Origin of the sequence: Marinobacter pelagius (assembly GCF_900114925.1) — a bacterium.
In the GTDB taxonomy this organism is placed as follows: domain Bacteria; phylum Pseudomonadota; class Gammaproteobacteria; order Pseudomonadales; family Oleiphilaceae; genus Marinobacter; species Marinobacter pelagius.
The window spans coordinates 468877-485672 of sequence record NZ_FOUR01000002.1; the positions used below are offsets into that span (position 1 = coordinate 468877).

Annotated in this window: 17 protein-coding genes; 7 read left to right on the top strand and 10 right to left on the bottom strand. The window is 60.9% G+C overall.

Going from position 1 to position 16796, the window contains the following annotated elements; genetic code table 11:
• Positions 1 to 19 precede the first annotated feature (19 nt).
• The 3 genes from BM254_RS06365 to BM254_RS06375 are packed head-to-tail and all read right to left on the bottom strand — an operon-like array spanning position 20 to position 4250.
• A complete protein-coding gene (locus BM254_RS06365; RefSeq protein WP_092000378.1) occupies positions 20 to 1129 on the bottom strand; it encodes an ATP-binding protein in 1110 nt (369 codons plus the stop codon).
• A complete protein-coding gene (locus BM254_RS06370; RefSeq protein WP_092000380.1) occupies positions 1126 to 3408 on the bottom strand; it encodes an ATPase, T2SS/T4P/T4SS family in 2283 nt (760 codons plus the stop codon). The genes BM254_RS06365 and BM254_RS06370 overlap by 4 nt, the downstream gene beginning before the upstream one ends.
• 35 nt (positions 3409 to 3443) lie before the next feature.
• A complete protein-coding gene (locus BM254_RS06375) occupies positions 3444 to 4250 on the bottom strand; it encodes a MinD/ParA family protein (protein WP_092000383.1) in 807 nt (268 codons plus the stop codon).
• A 167-nt stretch (positions 4251 to 4417) separates the two neighbouring features.
• Between BM254_RS06375 and upp the strand changes: the two genes are divergently transcribed.
• Entirely contained in the window at positions 4418 to 5056 is a 639-nt protein-coding gene (upp, locus tag BM254_RS06380) for a uracil phosphoribosyltransferase (protein WP_092000386.1), read from the top strand.
• 2 nt (positions 5057 to 5058) lie between these two features.
• Positions 5059 to 6315, top strand: coding sequence for a uracil-xanthine permease family protein (locus BM254_RS06385; RefSeq protein WP_092000389.1), 1257 nt, complete (start codon positions 5059 to 5061; stop codon positions 6313 to 6315).
• A 50-nt stretch (positions 6316 to 6365) separates the two neighbouring features.
• Here the strand turns inward: BM254_RS06385 and BM254_RS06390 are convergent, their stop codons facing one another.
• The 5 genes from BM254_RS06390 to BM254_RS06410 form a co-directional block, all read right to left on the bottom strand.
• A complete protein-coding gene (locus BM254_RS06390) occupies positions 6366 to 6713 on the bottom strand; it encodes an Hpt domain-containing protein (RefSeq protein WP_092000391.1) in 348 nt (115 codons plus the stop codon).
• Positions 6703 to 8445: a PP2C family protein-serine/threonine phosphatase gene (locus tag BM254_RS06395; RefSeq protein ID WP_245777380.1), complete on the bottom strand. Its 1743-nt coding sequence runs from the start codon at positions 8443 to 8445 to the stop codon at positions 6703 to 6705. The genes BM254_RS06390 and BM254_RS06395 overlap by 11 nt, the downstream gene beginning before the upstream one ends.
• Entirely contained in the window at positions 8442 to 8747 is a 306-nt protein-coding gene (locus BM254_RS06400; protein ID WP_092000394.1) for an STAS domain-containing protein, read from the bottom strand. The genes BM254_RS06395 and BM254_RS06400 overlap by 4 nt, the downstream gene beginning before the upstream one ends.
• A 123-nt stretch (positions 8748 to 8870) precedes the next feature.
• Positions 8871 to 10322, bottom strand: a complete 1452-nt coding sequence (locus tag BM254_RS06405; RefSeq protein ID WP_092000397.1) for a sigma-54 dependent transcriptional regulator — start codon at positions 10320 to 10322, stop codon at positions 8871 to 8873.
• Positions 10323 to 10593: 271 nt separating this feature from the next.
• Positions 10594 to 11952, bottom strand: coding sequence for a DUF1329 domain-containing protein (locus BM254_RS06410; RefSeq protein ID WP_092000789.1), 1359 nt, complete (start codon positions 11950 to 11952; stop codon positions 10594 to 10596).
• Between the two features lie 196 nt (positions 11953 to 12148).
• Here BM254_RS06410 and BM254_RS06415 point away from each other — a divergent pair, with 196 nt between their 5' ends.
• Together BM254_RS06415 and BM254_RS06420 are read left to right on the top strand one after the other, a co-directional pair.
• Positions 12149 to 12661 (top strand): DUF6586 family protein, encoded by a 513-nt coding sequence (locus tag BM254_RS06415; protein WP_092000399.1) that lies wholly within the window; start codon positions 12149 to 12151, stop codon positions 12659 to 12661.
• Between the two features lie 51 nt (positions 12662 to 12712).
• Entirely contained in the window at positions 12713 to 12973 is a 261-nt protein-coding gene (locus tag BM254_RS06420; RefSeq protein ID WP_092000402.1) for a hypothetical protein, read from the top strand.
• A 34-nt stretch (positions 12974 to 13007) separates the two neighbouring features.
• On the opposite strand, the gene BM254_RS06425 is transcribed toward BM254_RS06420, so the two are convergent.
• Together BM254_RS06425 and lexA are read right to left on the bottom strand one after the other, a co-directional pair.
• A complete protein-coding gene (locus BM254_RS06425; protein WP_092000405.1) occupies positions 13008 to 13499 on the bottom strand; it encodes a cell division inhibitor SulA in 492 nt (163 codons plus the stop codon).
• 46 nt (positions 13500 to 13545) lie between these two features.
• Positions 13546 to 14154 carry a transcriptional repressor LexA gene (gene lexA / locus BM254_RS06430; RefSeq protein ID WP_092000408.1) on the bottom strand — a complete coding sequence of 203 codons (609 nt, stop codon included), beginning with the start codon at positions 14152 to 14154 and terminating at the stop codon, positions 13546 to 13548.
• Between the two features lie 197 nt (positions 14155 to 14351).
• On the opposite strand from lexA, the gene BM254_RS06435 reads away from it, so the two are divergent.
• Genes BM254_RS06435 through BM254_RS06445 form a run of 3 tightly spaced genes read left to right on the top strand, consistent with a single transcriptional unit; the run spans position 14352 to position 16794 of the window.
• Complete coding sequence (locus BM254_RS06435; RefSeq protein ID WP_092000411.1) at positions 14352 to 15353, top strand: amidoligase family protein; 1002 nt, start codon at positions 14352 to 14354, stop codon at positions 15351 to 15353.
• Positions 15346 to 16095: a gamma-glutamyl-gamma-aminobutyrate hydrolase family protein gene (locus BM254_RS06440; protein WP_092000413.1), complete on the top strand. Its 750-nt coding sequence runs from the start codon at positions 15346 to 15348 to the stop codon at positions 16093 to 16095. Before BM254_RS06435 ends, BM254_RS06440 begins: the two co-directional genes overlap by 8 nt.
• Before the next feature lie 15 nt (positions 16096 to 16110).
• The gene (locus BM254_RS06445; RefSeq protein WP_092000416.1) at positions 16111 to 16794 is read left to right on the top strand and encodes an SIMPL domain-containing protein; all 684 of its coding nucleotides are present in this window, start codon (positions 16111 to 16113) and stop codon (positions 16792 to 16794) included.
• Positions 16795 to 16796: the final 2 nt, after the last annotated feature.

The following is a 16796-nucleotide window of genomic DNA, read 5'->3' on the forward strand; positions in this document are numbered from 1 at the left end:
GATGGTCGACACCGCCTGACTACTGGATCAGCGAGCGCAGTGCCCAGGCCTGTTTCCAGTTGTCCCCTTCCCGGGTGGCCACAGCCGTGTCGAAGTAATGCCGCAGGCGCCGGCGATCCTCCGGCTGATCCTTGAGCGCAGAGCCAATGATGTGATGCATCAGCTGCTCCACCGTCATCGCGTCGCCACCGTAATACCAGGCGTTCAGGCTCGCCGCGTGGGCCACCGCTACCGCCTCGGCCGTGGACAGGGCTGCACCCGCCAGGCGATCGGTACTGCGGCCGTCCAGGGTCTGACCATTGCGCAGCTCATGGAACATGGTCACCAGTACCTCAAGCACCTCCGGATCCGGCTCCACCGATACTCCGGCGGCGACATTGGCCTTGCGGACTTCCCTGACCACCACATCCAGCTCATCCGCCAGATGGCGGATCGGCCGGATCTCCTCGAAATCCATCCGGCGCTTGAGAGCCGCACTCATGGCGTGCACACCCTCATCGATGCTGTTGGAAGTGGCAACCACGTTGAAGCCTTCCCGCGCCAGGATGACGCCCTCGTCTCCGGCCAGCTCCGGGATGACCACAACCCGGTCCGACAACACTGACAACAGGGCATCCTGCAGCGCCTGCGGGCAGCGGGCGATCTCCTCGAACCGCACCAGGCGCCCCTCCATCATGCCCCGCAGCAGCGGGCTGGGTACCAGTGCCTTGAGGCAGGGCCCCTCATTCTTGAGGATCGCCTCGTTCCAGCTGTACAGAAGCTGGCTGACCTGGCTGACCGCCCCGCCCTGGAGAGTCAGGGTGGAGCCGCCCGAGATTCCGGCCGCCAGCAGTTCGGACAACCACGATTTGGCAGTACCCGGCTCGCCCACCAGGAGGCAGCCCCGGCTGGTGCACAGGGAAATGATGATGCGGACCACCATCGCCCGGTCCGCCACGAATTTGCGCTCGATGCCGAGCTCATCGTCGCCCATGACAAACTTTTCCACCGCCCGTGGCGACATGCGCCATCCTGGCGGCACCGGTCCCTCGTCAAGGGCCGCGAGTTTCTCCAGTTCCGCGGCGTAGGTGACCTCGGCCGGTTCCCGCTGGGCGGCCTTGTTCTGGTGTGTCGTTTTGCTGGCTGTCATCGGGCACTCCTGCGGCCGCCACGAACTTCCGGTGCCATGCGTTCCCTGGGCAGGATACGCGGCAATTCAGACAGGGGAATCACCCCTTCGATTACATGATCCAGGGCGCTGTCACGCATGGTGACCAGGCCAGCATCCAGGGCCCGCCAGCGCAGCTCGCCGATGGGCGGCTGACTGGAGATGGCATTGCGGATATCCGAATCCACTTCCATGTATTCAACAATCGCCACCCGCCCATGTGTACCCCGACCATTGCACTTGTCACAACCCTGGCCCTCGAAGCAGCGGAAATCCGCCGGTGCGCCGTCGGGGAACAGCTCCGCCAGGATCGACGGATCCGGTTCCGCCGGCTGACGGCAATGGCGACAGATGCGCTTGGCCAGCCGCTGGGCGATCACCGCCAGCAATTCCCCGGCGATGGAGTTGGGGTGAACACCAAGGTCATAGAGACGCTGCAGGGAATCCACCGCATCGTTACAGTGCAGCGTGGACAACACCACATGGCCGGTCTGGGAGGCGCGAATGGCCTCCAGAGCCGTTTCCTGGTCGCGGATTTCCCCCACCAGGATGACGTCCGGATCTTCGCGAACAAAGGCCCGCATGGCATCGGCAAAACCAAAGCCGATTTCGGAGCGAACCCGGGTCTGCTGGATGTTATCGATGGAATACTCGATCGGGTCCTCAACGGTGATCACCTTGCGCCGGCCATCATCCGCCAGGGTCTGCAGGCCCGCATACAGGGTGGTGGACTTGCCGGAACCCGTGGGGCCAACCACCAGCACCAGGCCGGCGGGGTTATCCAGCAGGCGCTGATAGCGGGCACCGATGGCCTTGGACATGCCCAGCTCGGCGATGGTCATGGCGCGCCCGGTCTGGGGCAGCAACCGGATCACCGCGTGTTCGCCGTGCAACGACGGCTGGGTCTGGATACGGAGGTCATAGGAAGCCTGCCCCAGCTTCAGCTGGGAGCGACCGCCCTGGGGCAGGCGGTGCTCGGCAATGTTGAGCTCGGCCCGCAACTTGATTACGTTGATTACGCCCCGCAGTTCCCGGGGACTGAGCTGGTACTGGGGCAGGTCGTGCAGTTCGCCATCCACCCTCAGGCGGATCCGGACCCGCTCGCCGTATTGCTCGATATGGATGTCACTGGCCTTCTCGCTGACTGCATCCAGCAGAATTGCCTCGTACACCGAGACCAGGTAGGGGCTGACCTGCTTGTTTCCTCCATGCTCGCCGAGGGAGCCGGTGGACTCAGCCCGTTTTTCATGCCGGTCATCACTGCCGGAGCCATGGTCCGCCACGAACTGCTTGCCCTGGGCGGTCAGCTCCAGGGCAGACCAGACCCGGCGAAAATCCGTCGGAGTAACCAGCAGGCATTCGATCACGGACTTCGGGGTCAGGCGCTCCAACTGATCGGTGCGGGCATCGGGATCATCGGTGATAACGGTGATCTTGCCGTTGGCTTCGGCCACAGGTAGCAGGCGCGACAGGTCCAGGAAAGTCCGGGAGAAGCGGCGGAAAAGGGCCGGCTGCAGATCCGGCAGCAACTCATCGGCTTCCTTGAACACCATGCCCCGCTGCTGGGCCAGGGTCCGGTACAGATCGATCTCTTCCAGGTTCAACGTGCGCCGCACCAGGTCCAGCACCCGCGAATTCGTTTTGGCAGCCTCAATCTTGGCCTCGGCCAGGACCTTTTCGTCGATCACGCCGAGGTCGATCAGGATCTGCTCGGCATTACGGTTGAAATCAACCCAGCCGAGGGTGCGCATACGGACCAGGCTGAACCCCTGCTTTTCAAACATTGCCAGGCTGGGCACCGGCCCCGCCCTGCCCTCCAGGCAGATCAGCCGCCCCTGGTTGCGGAGAAAGGGCAGCACCACATCGCGCCTGGGCAGGAAGGTAGTGCACAGCACCAGATCGCAGAGCACGTCCAGTTCGGGCGCACTCTCGATGTCGGCGGCCACCACGTCCACATTATGTTTGCCAAGCCGGAAGAACCGTTCCCGGGCGGCCTCGGCCACCACCGGATTGCGTTCCACATAAATAACCCGACGCGCCAGTTCCGACAGCACCGCGGTCAGATAGCCCGAGCCGCCACCAATATGCATCACCGTCTGGTCCGGTGCGATTTCCGGAATCAGTGACAACAGGTGCCGTACGGTCTCCTCCCTGGGGATGGAGTGTCCGGTAATGGAGGGGGCAAGATCCGAGCAGGCAACAAACTCGTGGCGGGAAACGGCAAACAGGGCTGCATTGGCCCTCGGGTACAATTTATTCATTACCAGCATCCATCAAGAACACATCTCGTTCGGGCTCAGACAAGCCGCTCCACAAAGAATTCCACATGGCCGCGGGGGGAGGATGGCAGAGGCCAGTTGTCCACTTTCTCCGCCAGGGCCTTCAGGGCCAGTGAGGCCCGGGCCCGGGGGTACGCCTCAACCACGGCACGCTGGCGCTGCACCGCTTTCCTGAAGGCCTCGTCATGGGGCACCATGCCTACGTACTCTAACGCCACATCGAGAAAGCGCTCGGTGACCCGGATCAGTTTTTCATACAGCTGCCGGCCTTCCTGCTCGTTACGGACCTGATTGGCGAGCACCCGGAACCGGTTGATCCCGTAGTCTCGGTTCATCAGCTTGACCAGGGCGTAGGTGTCGGTGATGGAGGTGGGCTCGTCACAGACCACGAGTAACAGCTCCTGGGCCGCCCGAAGGAAACTGACCACCGCTTCAGAAATGCCGGAGGCGGTGTCGATGATCAGCACATCGATCTCGTCCCCCAATTCGCTGAAGGCATTGATCAGACCGGCATATTCCGGGGCGCCCAGGCGGGTCATGCGCAGACTGCCGGAGGGAGCGGGCACAATACGGATGCCGCCCGGGCCTTCCACCAGGACATCCCTGAGTTCACACTCCCCCTCCAGAACGTCCTGCAGGGTGTGACTGGCGGTGAGCCCCAACGACACATCGATATTGCCGAGCCCCAGGTCCCCGTCCAGAACCACGACCCGCCGCCCTCTTTCCGCAAGAGCAATGGCTAGATTCACTGAAATGCTGGTTTTACCCGTGCCGCCCTTGCCGCCGGATACCGCGATGACCTGTACCGGATTTGCTGTTGTCATAGTGATTCTGGTCTCTTGCCGCGCAACCCGCAGAAAGTGCCATCTTATAGCAACACCCCGGGGATTTCATGATACCTGACGTGCCTTTCCAGATACGGTATCCTTGCGCCATTTACGCGCAAATCCGTCAAACTTGACCCGATAATCCCAGACACACAGGTGACCCAATGCCAATCCACGAGGTACGACACCCCCTGATCCGCCACAAACTCGGCCTGATGCGCCGCGCGGACATCAGCACCAAGAATTTTCGTGAACTGGCACAGGAAGTCGGCGCCCTGCTGACTTACGAAGCCACCAAGGATTTCAACCTGCAGGAAAAGACCATCGAGGGCTGGGCCGGGCCGGTGAATGTGGAGCAGATCCACGGCAAGAAGGTCACCATCGTTCCCATCCTCCGCGCCGGCCTGGGCATGCTGGACGGCGTGCTGAGCCTGATCCCGGTGGCCCGGGTGAGCGTGGTCGGTCAGATCCGTAACGAGGAAACCCTGGAAGCCAGCACCTACCTGGAAAAGCTCGTGGGTGAACTGGACCAGCGCATGGCCCTGATCGTCGACCCGATGCTCGCCACCGGCGGCTCCATGATCTCCACCATCGATCTGCTCAAGAAGGCCGGCAGCACCGAGATCCGCGCCCTAGTACTGGTGGCCGCACCGGAAGGAATCGAGAAAGTCCTGGAGAAACACCCGGACGTCTCCATCTACACCGCCTCGGTGGATGATCACCTGAACGATAAGGGCTACATCCTGCCCGGCCTCGGCGATGCCGGTGACAAGATCTTCGGCACCAAGCAGAAGGACGTCTGAGCATGCAGGACCACATCAACGATCCGGTCTGGAAACAGGCCATCGCCGGTTCCCAGATGCTGCTGGTGGCGTTCGGCGCCCTGGTGCTGATGCCGCTGATCACCGGCCTGGACCCCAACGTCGCGTTGTTCACCGCCGGCATCGGTACCCTGATTTTCCACGTCGTTACCGGCGGGCAGATCCCCATTTTCCTGGCCTCCTCCTTCGCCTTCATCGCCCCGATCATTGCCGCCAAGGGCAAGTTCGGGCTGGAACAAACCATGGGCGGCCTGATGGCCGCGGGTATCCTGTACATCCTCCTGAGTGCCGCAGTGAAACTGCGCGGCACCGGCTTCGTTACCCGCTTGCTGCCGCCCGTGGTGATCGCACCGGTAATCATGACCATCGGCCTCGGCCTGGCGCCCATTGCGGTCAACATGGCATCGGGACAGACCGGTGACGGCTCCGCTGAACTGGTGCCTTACGACACCTCTATCTGGATTGCCATGATCTCGCTGGCAGTCACCATCATCATGACCCTCTGGGCCAAGGGCATCTTCCGCCTGATCCCGATCATGTTCGGCGTTATTGTCGGCTACATCCTGTCCCTGTTCGCCGGCATCGTGGACATGACCCCGGTCCGGGAAGCGCCCTGGTTTGCCATGCCCGATTTCGTGGCCCCTGAGTTCGGCTGGAGCGCCATCCTGTTCATGATTCCGGTGGCCATCGCACCGGCCATCGAACACATCGGTGATGTCCTGGCCATCGGCAACGTGACCCGCAAGAACTACCTGGAAAAGCCGGGCCTGCATCGCACCCTTCTGGGAGACGGCCTGGCCACCAGCGCGGCTTCCATGCTGGGCGGACCACCCAATACTACCTATTCCGAAGTGACCGGTGCGGTCATGCTGACCCGGAACTTCAACCCGAAAGTGATGTGGTGGGCGGCAGTCGTGGCCATCGTGCTGGCGTTCGTCGGCAAGTTCGGTGCGGCGCTGCAGACCATTCCGGTACCGGTGATGGGCGGCATCCTGTGCCTGCTGTTCGGTTCCATTGCAGTGGTGGGTCTGAACACGCTGATCCGTCACCAGGTGGACCTGTCCGAATCACGCAACCTGGTGATCGTCGGCGTGACCCTGGTATTTGGCATCGGCAACATGGCGCTGGGCCAGTTGGAAGGCATCGCCCTGTGCGCGGTGGTGGCAGTTGCCCTCAACCTGGTCCTTCCGGGCAGCAAGGAAGCCTGGGGCAAGGCCATCTACGAGCAGAAGCCCGACTGAAGCCATAGATCGGATACCGGTGCCTTCGGGTGCCGGTATCCAAAAACAAATCACCGCACCAGCAGTCGATCCAGCAGACCGGTCACGGTCGCGAACTCTTCCTCGATCGCCCCGACCAGTCGGGATGCCTCCCCGAGATCCTGGGCCTTGCCGGCTTCTTCCGCTTCCAGACACAGCTCCCCGAGCCGGGGCGCGCCAATATTGATGCAACTGCCCTTCAGGCTGTGGGCGGTCTTGGCGAAAGCATCGGCATCGGATGTCGCCAGTGCGGTTTTCAGGCTGGCTATGCGGTCCCGGGAGTCAACGATGTAGGTCTGGATCAGAACATCGAACTCATCCTCCATGACGTCCTGAAGTTCCGCCAGAGCCTCTTCATCAAGGTGTTGTCTATCTGTCATCACCATCCCCCTGGTGCGCTGAGAAATTCCAATCATAAACGATTTCGACGTGGTTACCCTTGCCCCGGAATGTGATGTTTTTGCTCAGCCGTTTCAAGAGCAACAAACCACGACCGGCATAACGGGGGGCGATGTCCTCCCCGGTTTCACCGGAAACCAGCGGATGATTGCGGAAATCAAACCCGGCACCGCTGTCTTCACAGACAACACGCAGGCGGCCGCCACCGGGTTTCCGGGTGTGATGGAGGCTGAACCGGATGTAATGACCATCCACCCGTGCCAGCCTCGCTTGCCGCTCGGAGTAGTACCGGCCAAACCCCTCGGCGCTGCGTTTCCACTCCGAAGGCAACTCCAGGACGCCGTGCTCCAACGCATTGTTGTACAGCTCGGACAACAGGGTATAGATCTCGCCACCCCGTGTCCGCAACCCTGGCACCTCCAGGCAGATATGCAACAACAGCGGCAACGGGCTGAAGTCACCGAGGGTGCGCTCCCGGATTTCATACTCACACCGCCACTCGGTCGGCCCGGCCAGGGCCGAGGGCAATGACTGACCCGACACGTCAGGCACCGCTGGCTGGTCTGTGATATCGAGGGTAACCAGGGTCAGGTCATCAGACTCGGCGGCCTTGTCACTGAACGCCCGCACACCCTCCAGAACCACATCGAACGGATGCCCGGCTGGCTTCACTTGCTCAAGGCAGTGACGGATTCCGGCCAGCCCGAACAGCTCTCCCCGATCATTCGCTGCTTCCAGCACGCCATCGGTCATCACCAGCAATCTGTCACCAGGCTGGACCTGTACCGTTTCCATCACGCTCTCGAACTGCTCCGGGGGCAGAATACCGAGGGGCAGGTGTCGGGATGGCAACAGCAACTGCTCGCCATTCCGCCGCAACACCCACGCCTCCGGCAGCCCGCCATTCCAGATCCTGAGCTGTCCCAGCTTGAAATCCGCCTCCACCATGGCACCGCAACAGAACATGCCGGTGGGCAGGATGAGTTTGAGTTTCTGGTTGATCTCCCTGAGCACATCGGCGCCACTGAAACCCTTGCGCGCCATTCCATAAAAGATCTCGGCAACCGGCATGGCGCCAATGGCTGCCGGCAGACCGTGGCCGGTAAAGTCACCCAGGAATATGAGCATGCCGCCAGCCGGCCGCGGCGAAGCAAACAGGACATCGCCGTTGAACACGGACAGCGGCGAGGCGTGGTAGCGAATGTTTGGCGAGTCCAGGCAACCAGTGTGCGCCACGTTGTCGAACACCCGCCTGGCGATGGTCTGCTCTTCCAGCAACTGCCGATTGCGCGCGCTGATTTCCTCATGCTGGCTGGACAAGGTGTCGTGCATCCGACGCATTCGGTCAAAGGCCTTGATCTTGGCCTCAATTATCACCCGGCTGTAGGGCTTGGTCAGGAAGTCGTCGCCGCCGGCCGCCAGGCACCGGGCCAGGTCCTCGGCATCGGACAGGGAGGTCAGGAAGATGACCGGCACCAGGCGTTCACCAGCCAGGCTCTTGATGTGGCGAGCGGCCTCCATGCCATCCATCCGGGGCATCAGGGCATCCAGAAGGACAATGTCCGGGCTGACCTCGCGGAATTTCTCCACCGCCTCGAGGCCATCCGTCGCCTCGATCACCTCATGCCCCAGACGCTTTATGAGGGCCTGGAGGATCAGACGGTCCGTGTCACTGTCATCTGCAATCAGAATTCGCAGGCTGTGCTGGGTCACTTGATGGCAAAAAGCTGCTCGAAATTGGAGATGGAGAGAATGCGGCGGACATCACTGTTGCAATTCTCGATCGAGATCCGGGCACTGTCGCCACCGGCGTGGTCGCGCAGCAGAAGCAGCATGCCCAGGGCGGAGCTGTCGAGGTAAGTGGTGTCCGACAGGTCGACAACGTAGTTGGTCACCTTGGGGCCGGCATGCTCGTAGGAATCCCGGAATGCCTGGTGCGTGCTGAAGTCAAAGCGCCCCTCAATCCGGATAACCAACGTTTTGCCGTCCTCGGCGAGGCTCGTCTGTATCGGCATTCACAAAACCTCCACAAGCAATCCATGTAGCGACTGCGACCAGCCCTCACGGTACGGAACTGGCCACGCTATTCAGGAATTCAGGATAGCTGACAACAGAGCTTTTGTCGCCGGTGCGGGCGCTCAGGATTCGGCAGACTCTTCCCGCAGTCCGTACTTGCGCACCTTCTCCACCAGCGTCGTGCGGCGGATGCGGAGCTTTTCCGCGGCCCGGGCCACCACGCCGCCCGCCTCATCCAGGGCCTGCTGTATGAGCTGCTTCTCGAGGTTGGAAAGATACTCCTTGAGATCAATGCCATTCACCGGCAGCAGTGCCGGCGCATCCAGCCCCACCAGTCCGGGTACACCGGAAGGCATGCCCGAGTCCTCAACCGGCCGGTTCTCGTCGTAATCGTCAACGTAGCGGAATTTCTTCGGCAATTCCTGCACCCCGATCACGCCGTAGGGGTGCATGATGGCCAGCCGCTCGATCAGGTTTGCCAGTTCGCGGATGTTTCCGGGCCAGTCATGACGGCACAAGCTCATGATCGCCGCCGAGTTCAGGCGCAGCGAACCCCGTTTCTCCTTCTCCATGCGGGAAATCAGTTCATTGATAAGCAGCGGAATATCCTCCACCCGCTCCCGGAGGGCCGGCATCTCGATGGGAAAGACGTTCAGGCTGTAAAAGAGGTCTTCCCGGAATTCACCGGCCTCGATCATGTCCTCAAGGCTCCGGTCGGTGGCAGCAATGATCCGGACATCAACGTTTTCACTACGATGGCTACCCATGCGCTCGAAAGTGCGATCCTGCAGGACCCGTTGCAGCTTCACCTGCAACGGCAGCGGCAGGGCGTCAATTTCATCCAGAAACAGGGTGCCACCCTCGGCCAGTTCCAGCCGTCCCGCCCGGGCGGAAATCGCTCCCGGGAATGCTCCTTTTTCATGGCCGAACAGCTCGCTCTCCAGCAACTCAGCCGGGATCGCGCCGCAGTTCATCGGAACAAAGGGGTGATCCCGCCGGGAAGAATGGTAGTGCAGATTACGGGCGACCACTTCCTTGCCGGTACCGGATTCACCGGTTATCAGCACTGTCACGTCCATGTCCGCCACCTGCTCCATCAGGTGGTGCACATGCTGGATCTTGCGACTGGTGCCGACCAGACTGCGAAACAACTGCAAACCACGCAAATGCCCTCGTTCCTGGCGGCTGCGGTCAGACTGGTCCCGGTAAATCTGTGCCCGGTAAAGGGAATCGACAAACTTGGCGTAATTCAGGGGCCATTCGAGGCGGGCAATGATGTGGCTGGCGCATTGGTCGGACAGCCCGGAGGGTTCGATACCGTTCACCAGCAGAATTGGCACTCCCGGCAGCGCTTCGCACACTCGGGCAAGATTTTCGCCGACGCGTCTTCCGTCTCCGCTCACCAGGGCGACACCGACTTCTTCCCGTTGAGACTCATCAGCATCGGCCAGCAGCGCCAAAGCTTCGTCGCCGGCTATGACCTGCTCTTCACCGACAAATTCGAGGATCGTGACGATATCGTGCTGCCTCAGTTCGTCCTCACTGAGCACCAGCACTTTGTTATTTTTAGACATTTTGACCTTCCGTTGGAGACTACACTGGTATTTAAGACGGCTTGGGGGGAAGAGTCAATTTTATGACGGGGTAATGAAGGATGGGGAGTGGCGGCCTAAGTTGGGGTCAGATGAAGGCTTTCATCTGACCCCGTCTTCACTCGACTCCGCGGTGGTAGACCGGATTGGGGTCTGATGAAAGCCTTCATCTGACCCCTTTTTCACTGAACTCCGGAGTGGCAGCCCAAGTTGGGGTCAGAAGAAGGCCTTCTTCTGACCCCGTCTTCAATCATCACCGGCGTGCAGCCCGGCGTGCTGCGGAGGCAGTGAATTCGTTGCTGCGGAAGCCGGGCGAAAAATCATAGGCCTTAAACCCGTCATCCAGCCCGTCAATATAATAGCGGCCGGCCTTCAGGTCATAGGTCATTTCCATGGTGGTCCAGAACACCGGCTCGCTGTAGTAGCTGATGTTATGGGCCTCGGACACCCGCCACAGGTTACCTTCCTGATCATATTCCTCGGACGCCAGGATCTGCCAGCTGTCCTCATCCACATAGAACACCCGGCGGGCGTAGATGTGACTGATGCCGGTGCGCAGCGTAGCCTCGACCACCCACACCCGATGCAGTTCATACCGGGTCAGTTTCTGGTTGATGTGCTTCGGGCGAATGACGTCGTCAGCCTCGACGGAATCGCCATGGAGCTTGTAGGCATTGTAGGGCACGTACATTTCACGCTTGCCCTTCAGGGTCCAGTCGTACTGGTTGGGCGCGCCGTTGTACATGTCTTTCTGGTCTACCGAGCGCAGTGAGGACGAGTTGGGCAGATCAGTCTCATAGGCAAGGTTGGGCGAGCGGCGCAGCCGGCGGGAGCCGGAATCATAGCGCCAGGCCAGGCGCGGGGAACGAATCTGGTCCAGGGTTTCGTGGACCAGGGTGATCGTGCCGGCCAGAGACGAAGGCGATATGGTGTTGGTTTTGAGATAGAAAATCTTGTTGTCGATTTCTTCCAGTTCCGCCCCTTTGCGACTGTAGGCGAAGAAATAGTCGTATTCGTTGACCACCGGATTGTAGGAACCGTCGGTCTGGGGCGTTGCCGAAGCACTGCGGAAGGAGATTTCGGTGCCCCGGTAACGAAGGATATGGTTCCAGATCACCTCCAGGCCATTCCGGGGGATCGGGAACGGGCTGGTCATGATGGTATCGCGCACCCCGTTGCCATTATCCAGCAGCTCGGCGCTAGTGGCGTTCTCGACAGACTTCTCGTACACATGCTCCGGGAACGCTGCAGTACGACGGCTCTGGTACACCGGCATGAAGAAATCCGGGCCGTATTGCTCGATCATCCGGATGTGGCCGTCGGACAACTTGTCCCGGTACAGATCCAGATTGTCCCGGGTAATGACAAACAAGGGCTTGTCGTCGGGGAACGGATTGATTTCAATCTCCCCTTCGCGCCAACCCGCCGGTGGTGTGCTCAGGCCGCCGGTCCACTCAGGGATGGTACCTGACTCATTGGCGCTGCGTTCAGCACCCACCGGAGTCAGTTCGTTTCCAAGCCTTTCGGCTTCCGCCGGACTCACCTTGGCCAGTGCCTGCCCGGACAATCCGAACAGTACCGCCGCTGCACCCGCGACAATGTGGCTTCGCATACCTGACATCTCCAGCAGTTCCATAAGACGGGCTGCTTTTTGCCAAATTCAAACGCTCGTTTCAAGTGAATGTTTGTATCTTGTTGTGAAGGCGCAGAGAATCATGAGACAGGTGCAGAAATCGTTGCACATAAATGGTACAATCCTCGCTTTAATAATCTGCCAGATCTTCCTTATCCGAAATCGCAGGTACTCCATGGCCTCGCAATGGCATTCGCTGGTCTCTCAAAAACTGTTTCTGGCCAAGACGTTGCTGGGGCAGCTTGATCAGCCCGCATTATCAGCCAACGGGCAGCCGGCACCGGAAGCGGAACAGGCGCTCCGACGGGAAGCGGCAATACAGGGTGCCATAGAGCTGGTACTGCGCAGCCGAAGGCTGCTGCTGGTGATGATTGCCCGACTCTATCAGGAACGGAATGCCGAACCGGAGACCCTGGAGGAACTGGCGGCATTGATCGGCGCGGATGCCAACGAGGTTTACCGCCTGAGAGACCTCGCGTCGGAGGCTGGCAGCTGGTGGAATCACCTGGATCAACTGGAACAGAGCCAGAGTCGCCCACCGGCGACCCGGAAAACCGTAACGGATGACAACATCATCGCGGTTTCAGCGGAAACCGGGCCGGACAGGTCAGCGACCGGGTTACTCAAGACCTTGGGCGCGCTCAAACATTTTGCCGACGATCTGGAAGAGCAGCACAGCGAGTGGTGAATTATCACCAGGCTCGGGCTTCCGGATCTCAACAACAGACAGGTTTACTGAATGTCACCATCGTTTTTTGAAATTGTACAACTGAGTAACGGCGACTACGCACTGCGCCGGATCGACGACGACAGTGCGCCACTGGTAAGAATCTCGTTCTCCCAGGAAGCCCGGGAGATGATGGAAGATCGCGACATGAATGTCGCCAAGGCCATGATCGCTGCCGGCATCGAAGCCGTGGGCGACATCACCCATGATATTGACTGGGAAGAAGACGACGTCGATGCAATCGACCCACAGCCTTCCTACACCCTGCACTAAACAGTGCGGCAGGCCCCTGGCCTGCCACTGACCCTCAACGCTGGCGAAGCACCACCCCGTGACTGTTACCCTCGGCGGACGCCTGCTGGAGTGATTCCAGCGCCGAGCGACCGAGTTTGCGGGTCCACATCACCACCGCGTGACAGGTACCGGCCCGGAGTGCGCGTTCAGCCAGCTGCTGGGCCGGCAACTCGGGCGTCGAGCGCAGTACCAGCAACTCCCCCGTGACAATGCCATGCATCTTCTGCCACTTGCTGACGAGCTCCTGGGGCGGATCAATCCAGGCGAGCCAGCGCTTTTCCTGATTAAGCTGGGTCAGCATCGGCAGCAGTAACTGGAAGTTCTCCACCTGGCCCTGGGGCAGGATAATCTCTGTCACATTACCGGTGACTTCCGCGGGACGAGGCTCGGGGTTACGGCGGGTACGGATGACAGCCCGTCGCCCGGCAACACCCGGCGCCGGCTCGGAATGGGACAGGATGCCTTGCTGATAAGCCAGATTCTGGTTGAAGCTCAGTTGTTCCATAAGTCACCCGCTTGTTCTTTTATCGATTCTCTTTGGCTGGCCCGGTTCAGTGCAGATCAGAGCGGCGTATGACACCCACGCCCAGGCCTTCGATAAACAGTTCCTGCTCGGTCAGATCCACCTCGATGGGCTCGAACTCCTCGTTCTCGGCAATCAGGTACACCTTGGTTCCATCCTTCCGGAAACGCTTGACGGTTACTTCTTCCCCGACCCGGGCCACGACCACCTGGCCGTTGTGCACATCCTGGGTGCGGTGGACCGCCAGCAGATCGCCATCAAGGATGCCGATGTCCTTCATGCTCATGCCTCGCACCCGCAGCAGATAGTCTGCGGACGGCGAAAAGAAATCCGGCTGAAGGGTACAGTGGTCCTCAATATGCTCCTGGGCCAGGATCGGACTACCGGCAGCCACCTGACCGATCACCGGCAGACCAAGATCCTCCTCGGCTTCCGGCAGGCGGATGCCTCGGCTGGCGCCGGGTACCATTTCAATCGCGCCCTTGCGGGCCAGCGCTCTCAGGTGCTCCTCCGCCGCATTGGCAGAGCGAAAGCCCAGTTCCGCCGCAATTTCCGCCCGTGTGGGCGGGTAGCCGGTCTCGTCGACATAGCGACGGATGATATCCAGTACCTGTTGTTGCCTGGCAGTCAGCTTCATTCCGTTACTCCGGTCAGTCCAGGTGACAGACCAGCCCGCTATGGACAGGCCTGTTTTTTTATACAGTGAATTGACTATATACAGTGTTTTATCCAGTGTAAAGCCCGCCCACCGATTTTCTGTCGCCTGCGTAACCCGTTGGCAACAGGGGGATGTGTTATGGTGAAAAGACCATGCATGCAGAGTCAGGGAAACCGATGTCACAGACCAGCACCTGCGCGTTACCGGACGTGCGGCTCAATGACGATGGAGAGGAGCGCCGCGTTGGCGTGGAGGTGGAACTGTCCGGCCTGGGCTATGAAGTACTCGTGGATCATGCCGCACGGTTACTGGACGGGCCGGCAGAGCCGGTGTCGCGCTATGTCACGAAGATTGAAACCGATCTGGGCCCCTTCACTATCGAGCTGGATTCGGATCCGATCAAGGATCTGGACCTGGCCGACCAGCGCCTGCCCCGCTCCATCCGCGAACTCGGTGGCCAGGCCATGGACGTGATCGATGCGGCGGCCGAGCGTATCGTGCCCCTGGAAATCGTGACGCCACCGATCCCCCTGTCCCGCCTGCAGGATGTTGAAACCCTGGTGGATGAACTGCGCCTGCTCGGGGCCCTGGGCAGCCGGGAGGCCATCTACTTTGCCTTCGGCCTGCAGCTCAACCCGGAGCTACCGGATCTCGAACCGGCAACCATCGTGCGCTATCTGCAGGCCTTCGCCGCGCTGTATGACTGGCTCAAGGCCAGACACCAACTGGACATCAGCCGAAAATTCACCACCTACATTGAACCCTGGGCCTCCCGTTATAACGAGCTGCTGATGGTAGATGACTACGCTCCCGACCAGTCGCAGCTGATGCGGGACTATCTGGAGTTCAATCCGACCCGGAACCGGGCGCTTGACCTGCTCCCGCTGTTCGCGCACGTGGACGCCGATCTGCTCGGCCAGTATGTTCAGGATCCGCGTATCAAGAGTCGGCCCACGCTGCATTACCGCCTGCCGGACTGCGACATCGACAACCCGGAGTGGCATTTCTCCAGCGTGTGGAACGACTGGGTCATTCTGGAACAGGTAGCCAACCGCGCGGATGATCTGGCCGAACTGAGGGAACTGTTCCGGGACAGCCGGAAGTTCAGCTTCCACAACCTCACCCACAGCTGGCCGGAAACCACAGACCAATGGCTGCGTACCAAGGGTTATGTCTGAAGAATTCCGCGAAGCCCCGGAAATTCCGGGGGTCACCATCGGCATCAGCGGCCCGGCCCGGCGCAGTCTCGCTCACCGACTGATCAGCCTGGGACTGCGGATGCATGGGGCCCGCACCCACTATATTCGCCCCGGTTCCCGCGTGGATGTCTCATTGCTGGACGGCCTGGTGCTCTCCGGCGGCACTCACGTACACCCGGAGAACTACGGCCAGCAGCCCCAGGTGACCGCCCGCTACGACCACCGGCGGGATGCCACTGACCAACGACTGCTGAAAGAAGCGGAAGCGATCGGCATTCCGGTACTGGGCATCTGTCGCGGGGCGCAGTTCATCAATGTGTTCCATGGCGGTTCCCTGTGCCAGAACGTCACGCCCCTGAGGGTCCATACCCGGCACAGGCCCCTGCTGTTGCCCCTGCAAACCGTCCGGCTGGTCACTGGCAGCCGGCTGGGGCAGTTGATGCACGGCCCGGTGATCGGCGCCAACCGCATCCATAGCCAGGCGATCAAGCGGCTGGGCAAGAACCTGAGGGTGGTCGCCGTCGACAACGACCTTTTTGTCCAGGCCATCGAAAACACCCGGGGCCAGTGGCTCATGGGTGTGCAATGGCATCCGGAATACCTGCTGTATCATGGTGGCCATCGACGCATTTTCGGGCAATTTGTCGAGGCTGCCCGCAACTTCAAACTGGCCCGGCTGGAGCCCGAAGCCGGCCCGGCCGATCCTGAAACCACATCCTGAAGGAGTACCATCATCATGAACGGACGGAACCGCTTTCTGCTCCCTCTCATCCCCCTGGCCATGGCGCCTGCCCTGGCACTGGCCGGCGAGCTGACCCTTACCGGAGAGGGTTCTGTTCGCTACGAACCGGACAGCGCCCGCCTGCAATTCACCGCCAGCGCCGAGGATCCACTCGCCAAAAAGGCCAGCGAACAGGTCCGGCAACAGATGGAGAAATGGCGGGAAGGTATCGAGGCCTGGCGGGATCAGCTCGCTGACTACAGCGATGCCCGGCTCAATCTCTATACCCGGACGATCCCGCCGGCAGAGCGTGGTGGCCAGGCGACCCAGCAGGCCGTCGCCTCCCAGACCGTGAGCTTCAGCATCAGCGACCTGACCCTGCTCAACCCGCTGCTGGAGCAGGCCCAGGCGCTGGGCATGGAGTACAACCTGGGGCCGCAGCAGTTCTACCACTCCGGTGAGCAGCAGCTGGAGCGGGAAGCCCTGGCCGCCGCCATCGCCGATGCCCGCTCCCGATGCGAGTTTGTTGCCGCTGAACTGCAGCAGTCCTGTGGCGAGGTGGTCACCATGAACATCAACAGCGGTTACCGGCCGGTGCCGATGATGATGGCCGAGTCCAGAGCCGCCCAGGATGTGGTGACCAGCGTCGGCATCCGCGAGATTACCGCTTCGGTTTCCGCCACTTTCACCCTCGAATGATC

What these genes read in the sequence shown, in the direction of transcription:
- BM254_RS06405 (WP_092000397.1), bottom strand. Translation starts at nt 10,322, where the DNA reads ATGTCTAAAAATAACAAAGTGCTGGTGCTCAGTGAGGACGAACTGAGG.
- BM254_RS06375 (WP_092000383.1), bottom strand. Translation starts at nt 4,250, where the DNA reads ATGACAACAGCAAATCCGGTACAGGTCATCGCGGTATCCGGCGGCAAG.
- upp (WP_092000386.1), top strand. Translation starts at nt 4,418, where the DNA reads ATGCCAATCCACGAGGTACGACACCCCCTGATCCGCCACAAACTCGGC.
- BM254_RS06370 (WP_092000380.1), bottom strand. Translation starts at nt 3,408, where the DNA reads ATGAATAAATTGTACCCGAGGGCCAATGCAGCCCTGTTTGCCGTTTCC.
- BM254_RS06440 (WP_092000413.1), top strand. Translation starts at nt 15,346, where the DNA reads ATGTCTGAAGAATTCCGCGAAGCCCCGGAAATTCCGGGGGTCACCATC.
- BM254_RS06400 (WP_092000394.1), bottom strand. Translation starts at nt 8,747, where the DNA reads ATGCCGATACAGACGAGCCTCGCCGAGGACGGCAAAACGTTGGTTATC.
- BM254_RS06390 (WP_092000391.1), bottom strand. Translation starts at nt 6,713, where the DNA reads ATGACAGATAGACAACACCTTGATGAAGAGGCTCTGGCGGAACTTCAG.
- BM254_RS06445 (WP_092000416.1), top strand. Translation starts at nt 16,111, where the DNA reads ATGAACGGACGGAACCGCTTTCTGCTCCCTCTCATCCCCCTGGCCATG.
- BM254_RS06415 (WP_092000399.1), top strand. Translation starts at nt 12,149, where the DNA reads ATGGCCTCGCAATGGCATTCGCTGGTCTCTCAAAAACTGTTTCTGGCC.
- BM254_RS06435 (WP_092000411.1), top strand. Translation starts at nt 14,352, where the DNA reads ATGTCACAGACCAGCACCTGCGCGTTACCGGACGTGCGGCTCAATGAC.
- BM254_RS06420 (WP_092000402.1), top strand. Translation starts at nt 12,713, where the DNA reads ATGTCACCATCGTTTTTTGAAATTGTACAACTGAGTAACGGCGACTAC.
- BM254_RS06385 (WP_092000389.1), top strand. Translation starts at nt 5,059, where the DNA reads ATGCAGGACCACATCAACGATCCGGTCTGGAAACAGGCCATCGCCGGT.
- lexA (WP_092000408.1), bottom strand. Translation starts at nt 14,154, where the DNA reads ATGAAGCTGACTGCCAGGCAACAACAGGTACTGGATATCATCCGTCGC.
- BM254_RS06410 (WP_092000789.1), bottom strand. Translation starts at nt 11,952, where the DNA reads ATGCGAAGCCACATTGTCGCGGGTGCAGCGGCGGTACTGTTCGGATTG.
- BM254_RS06365 (WP_092000378.1), bottom strand. Translation starts at nt 1,129, where the DNA reads ATGACAGCCAGCAAAACGACACACCAGAACAAGGCCGCCCAGCGGGAA.
- BM254_RS06425 (WP_092000405.1), bottom strand. Translation starts at nt 13,499, where the DNA reads ATGGAACAACTGAGCTTCAACCAGAATCTGGCTTATCAGCAAGGCATC.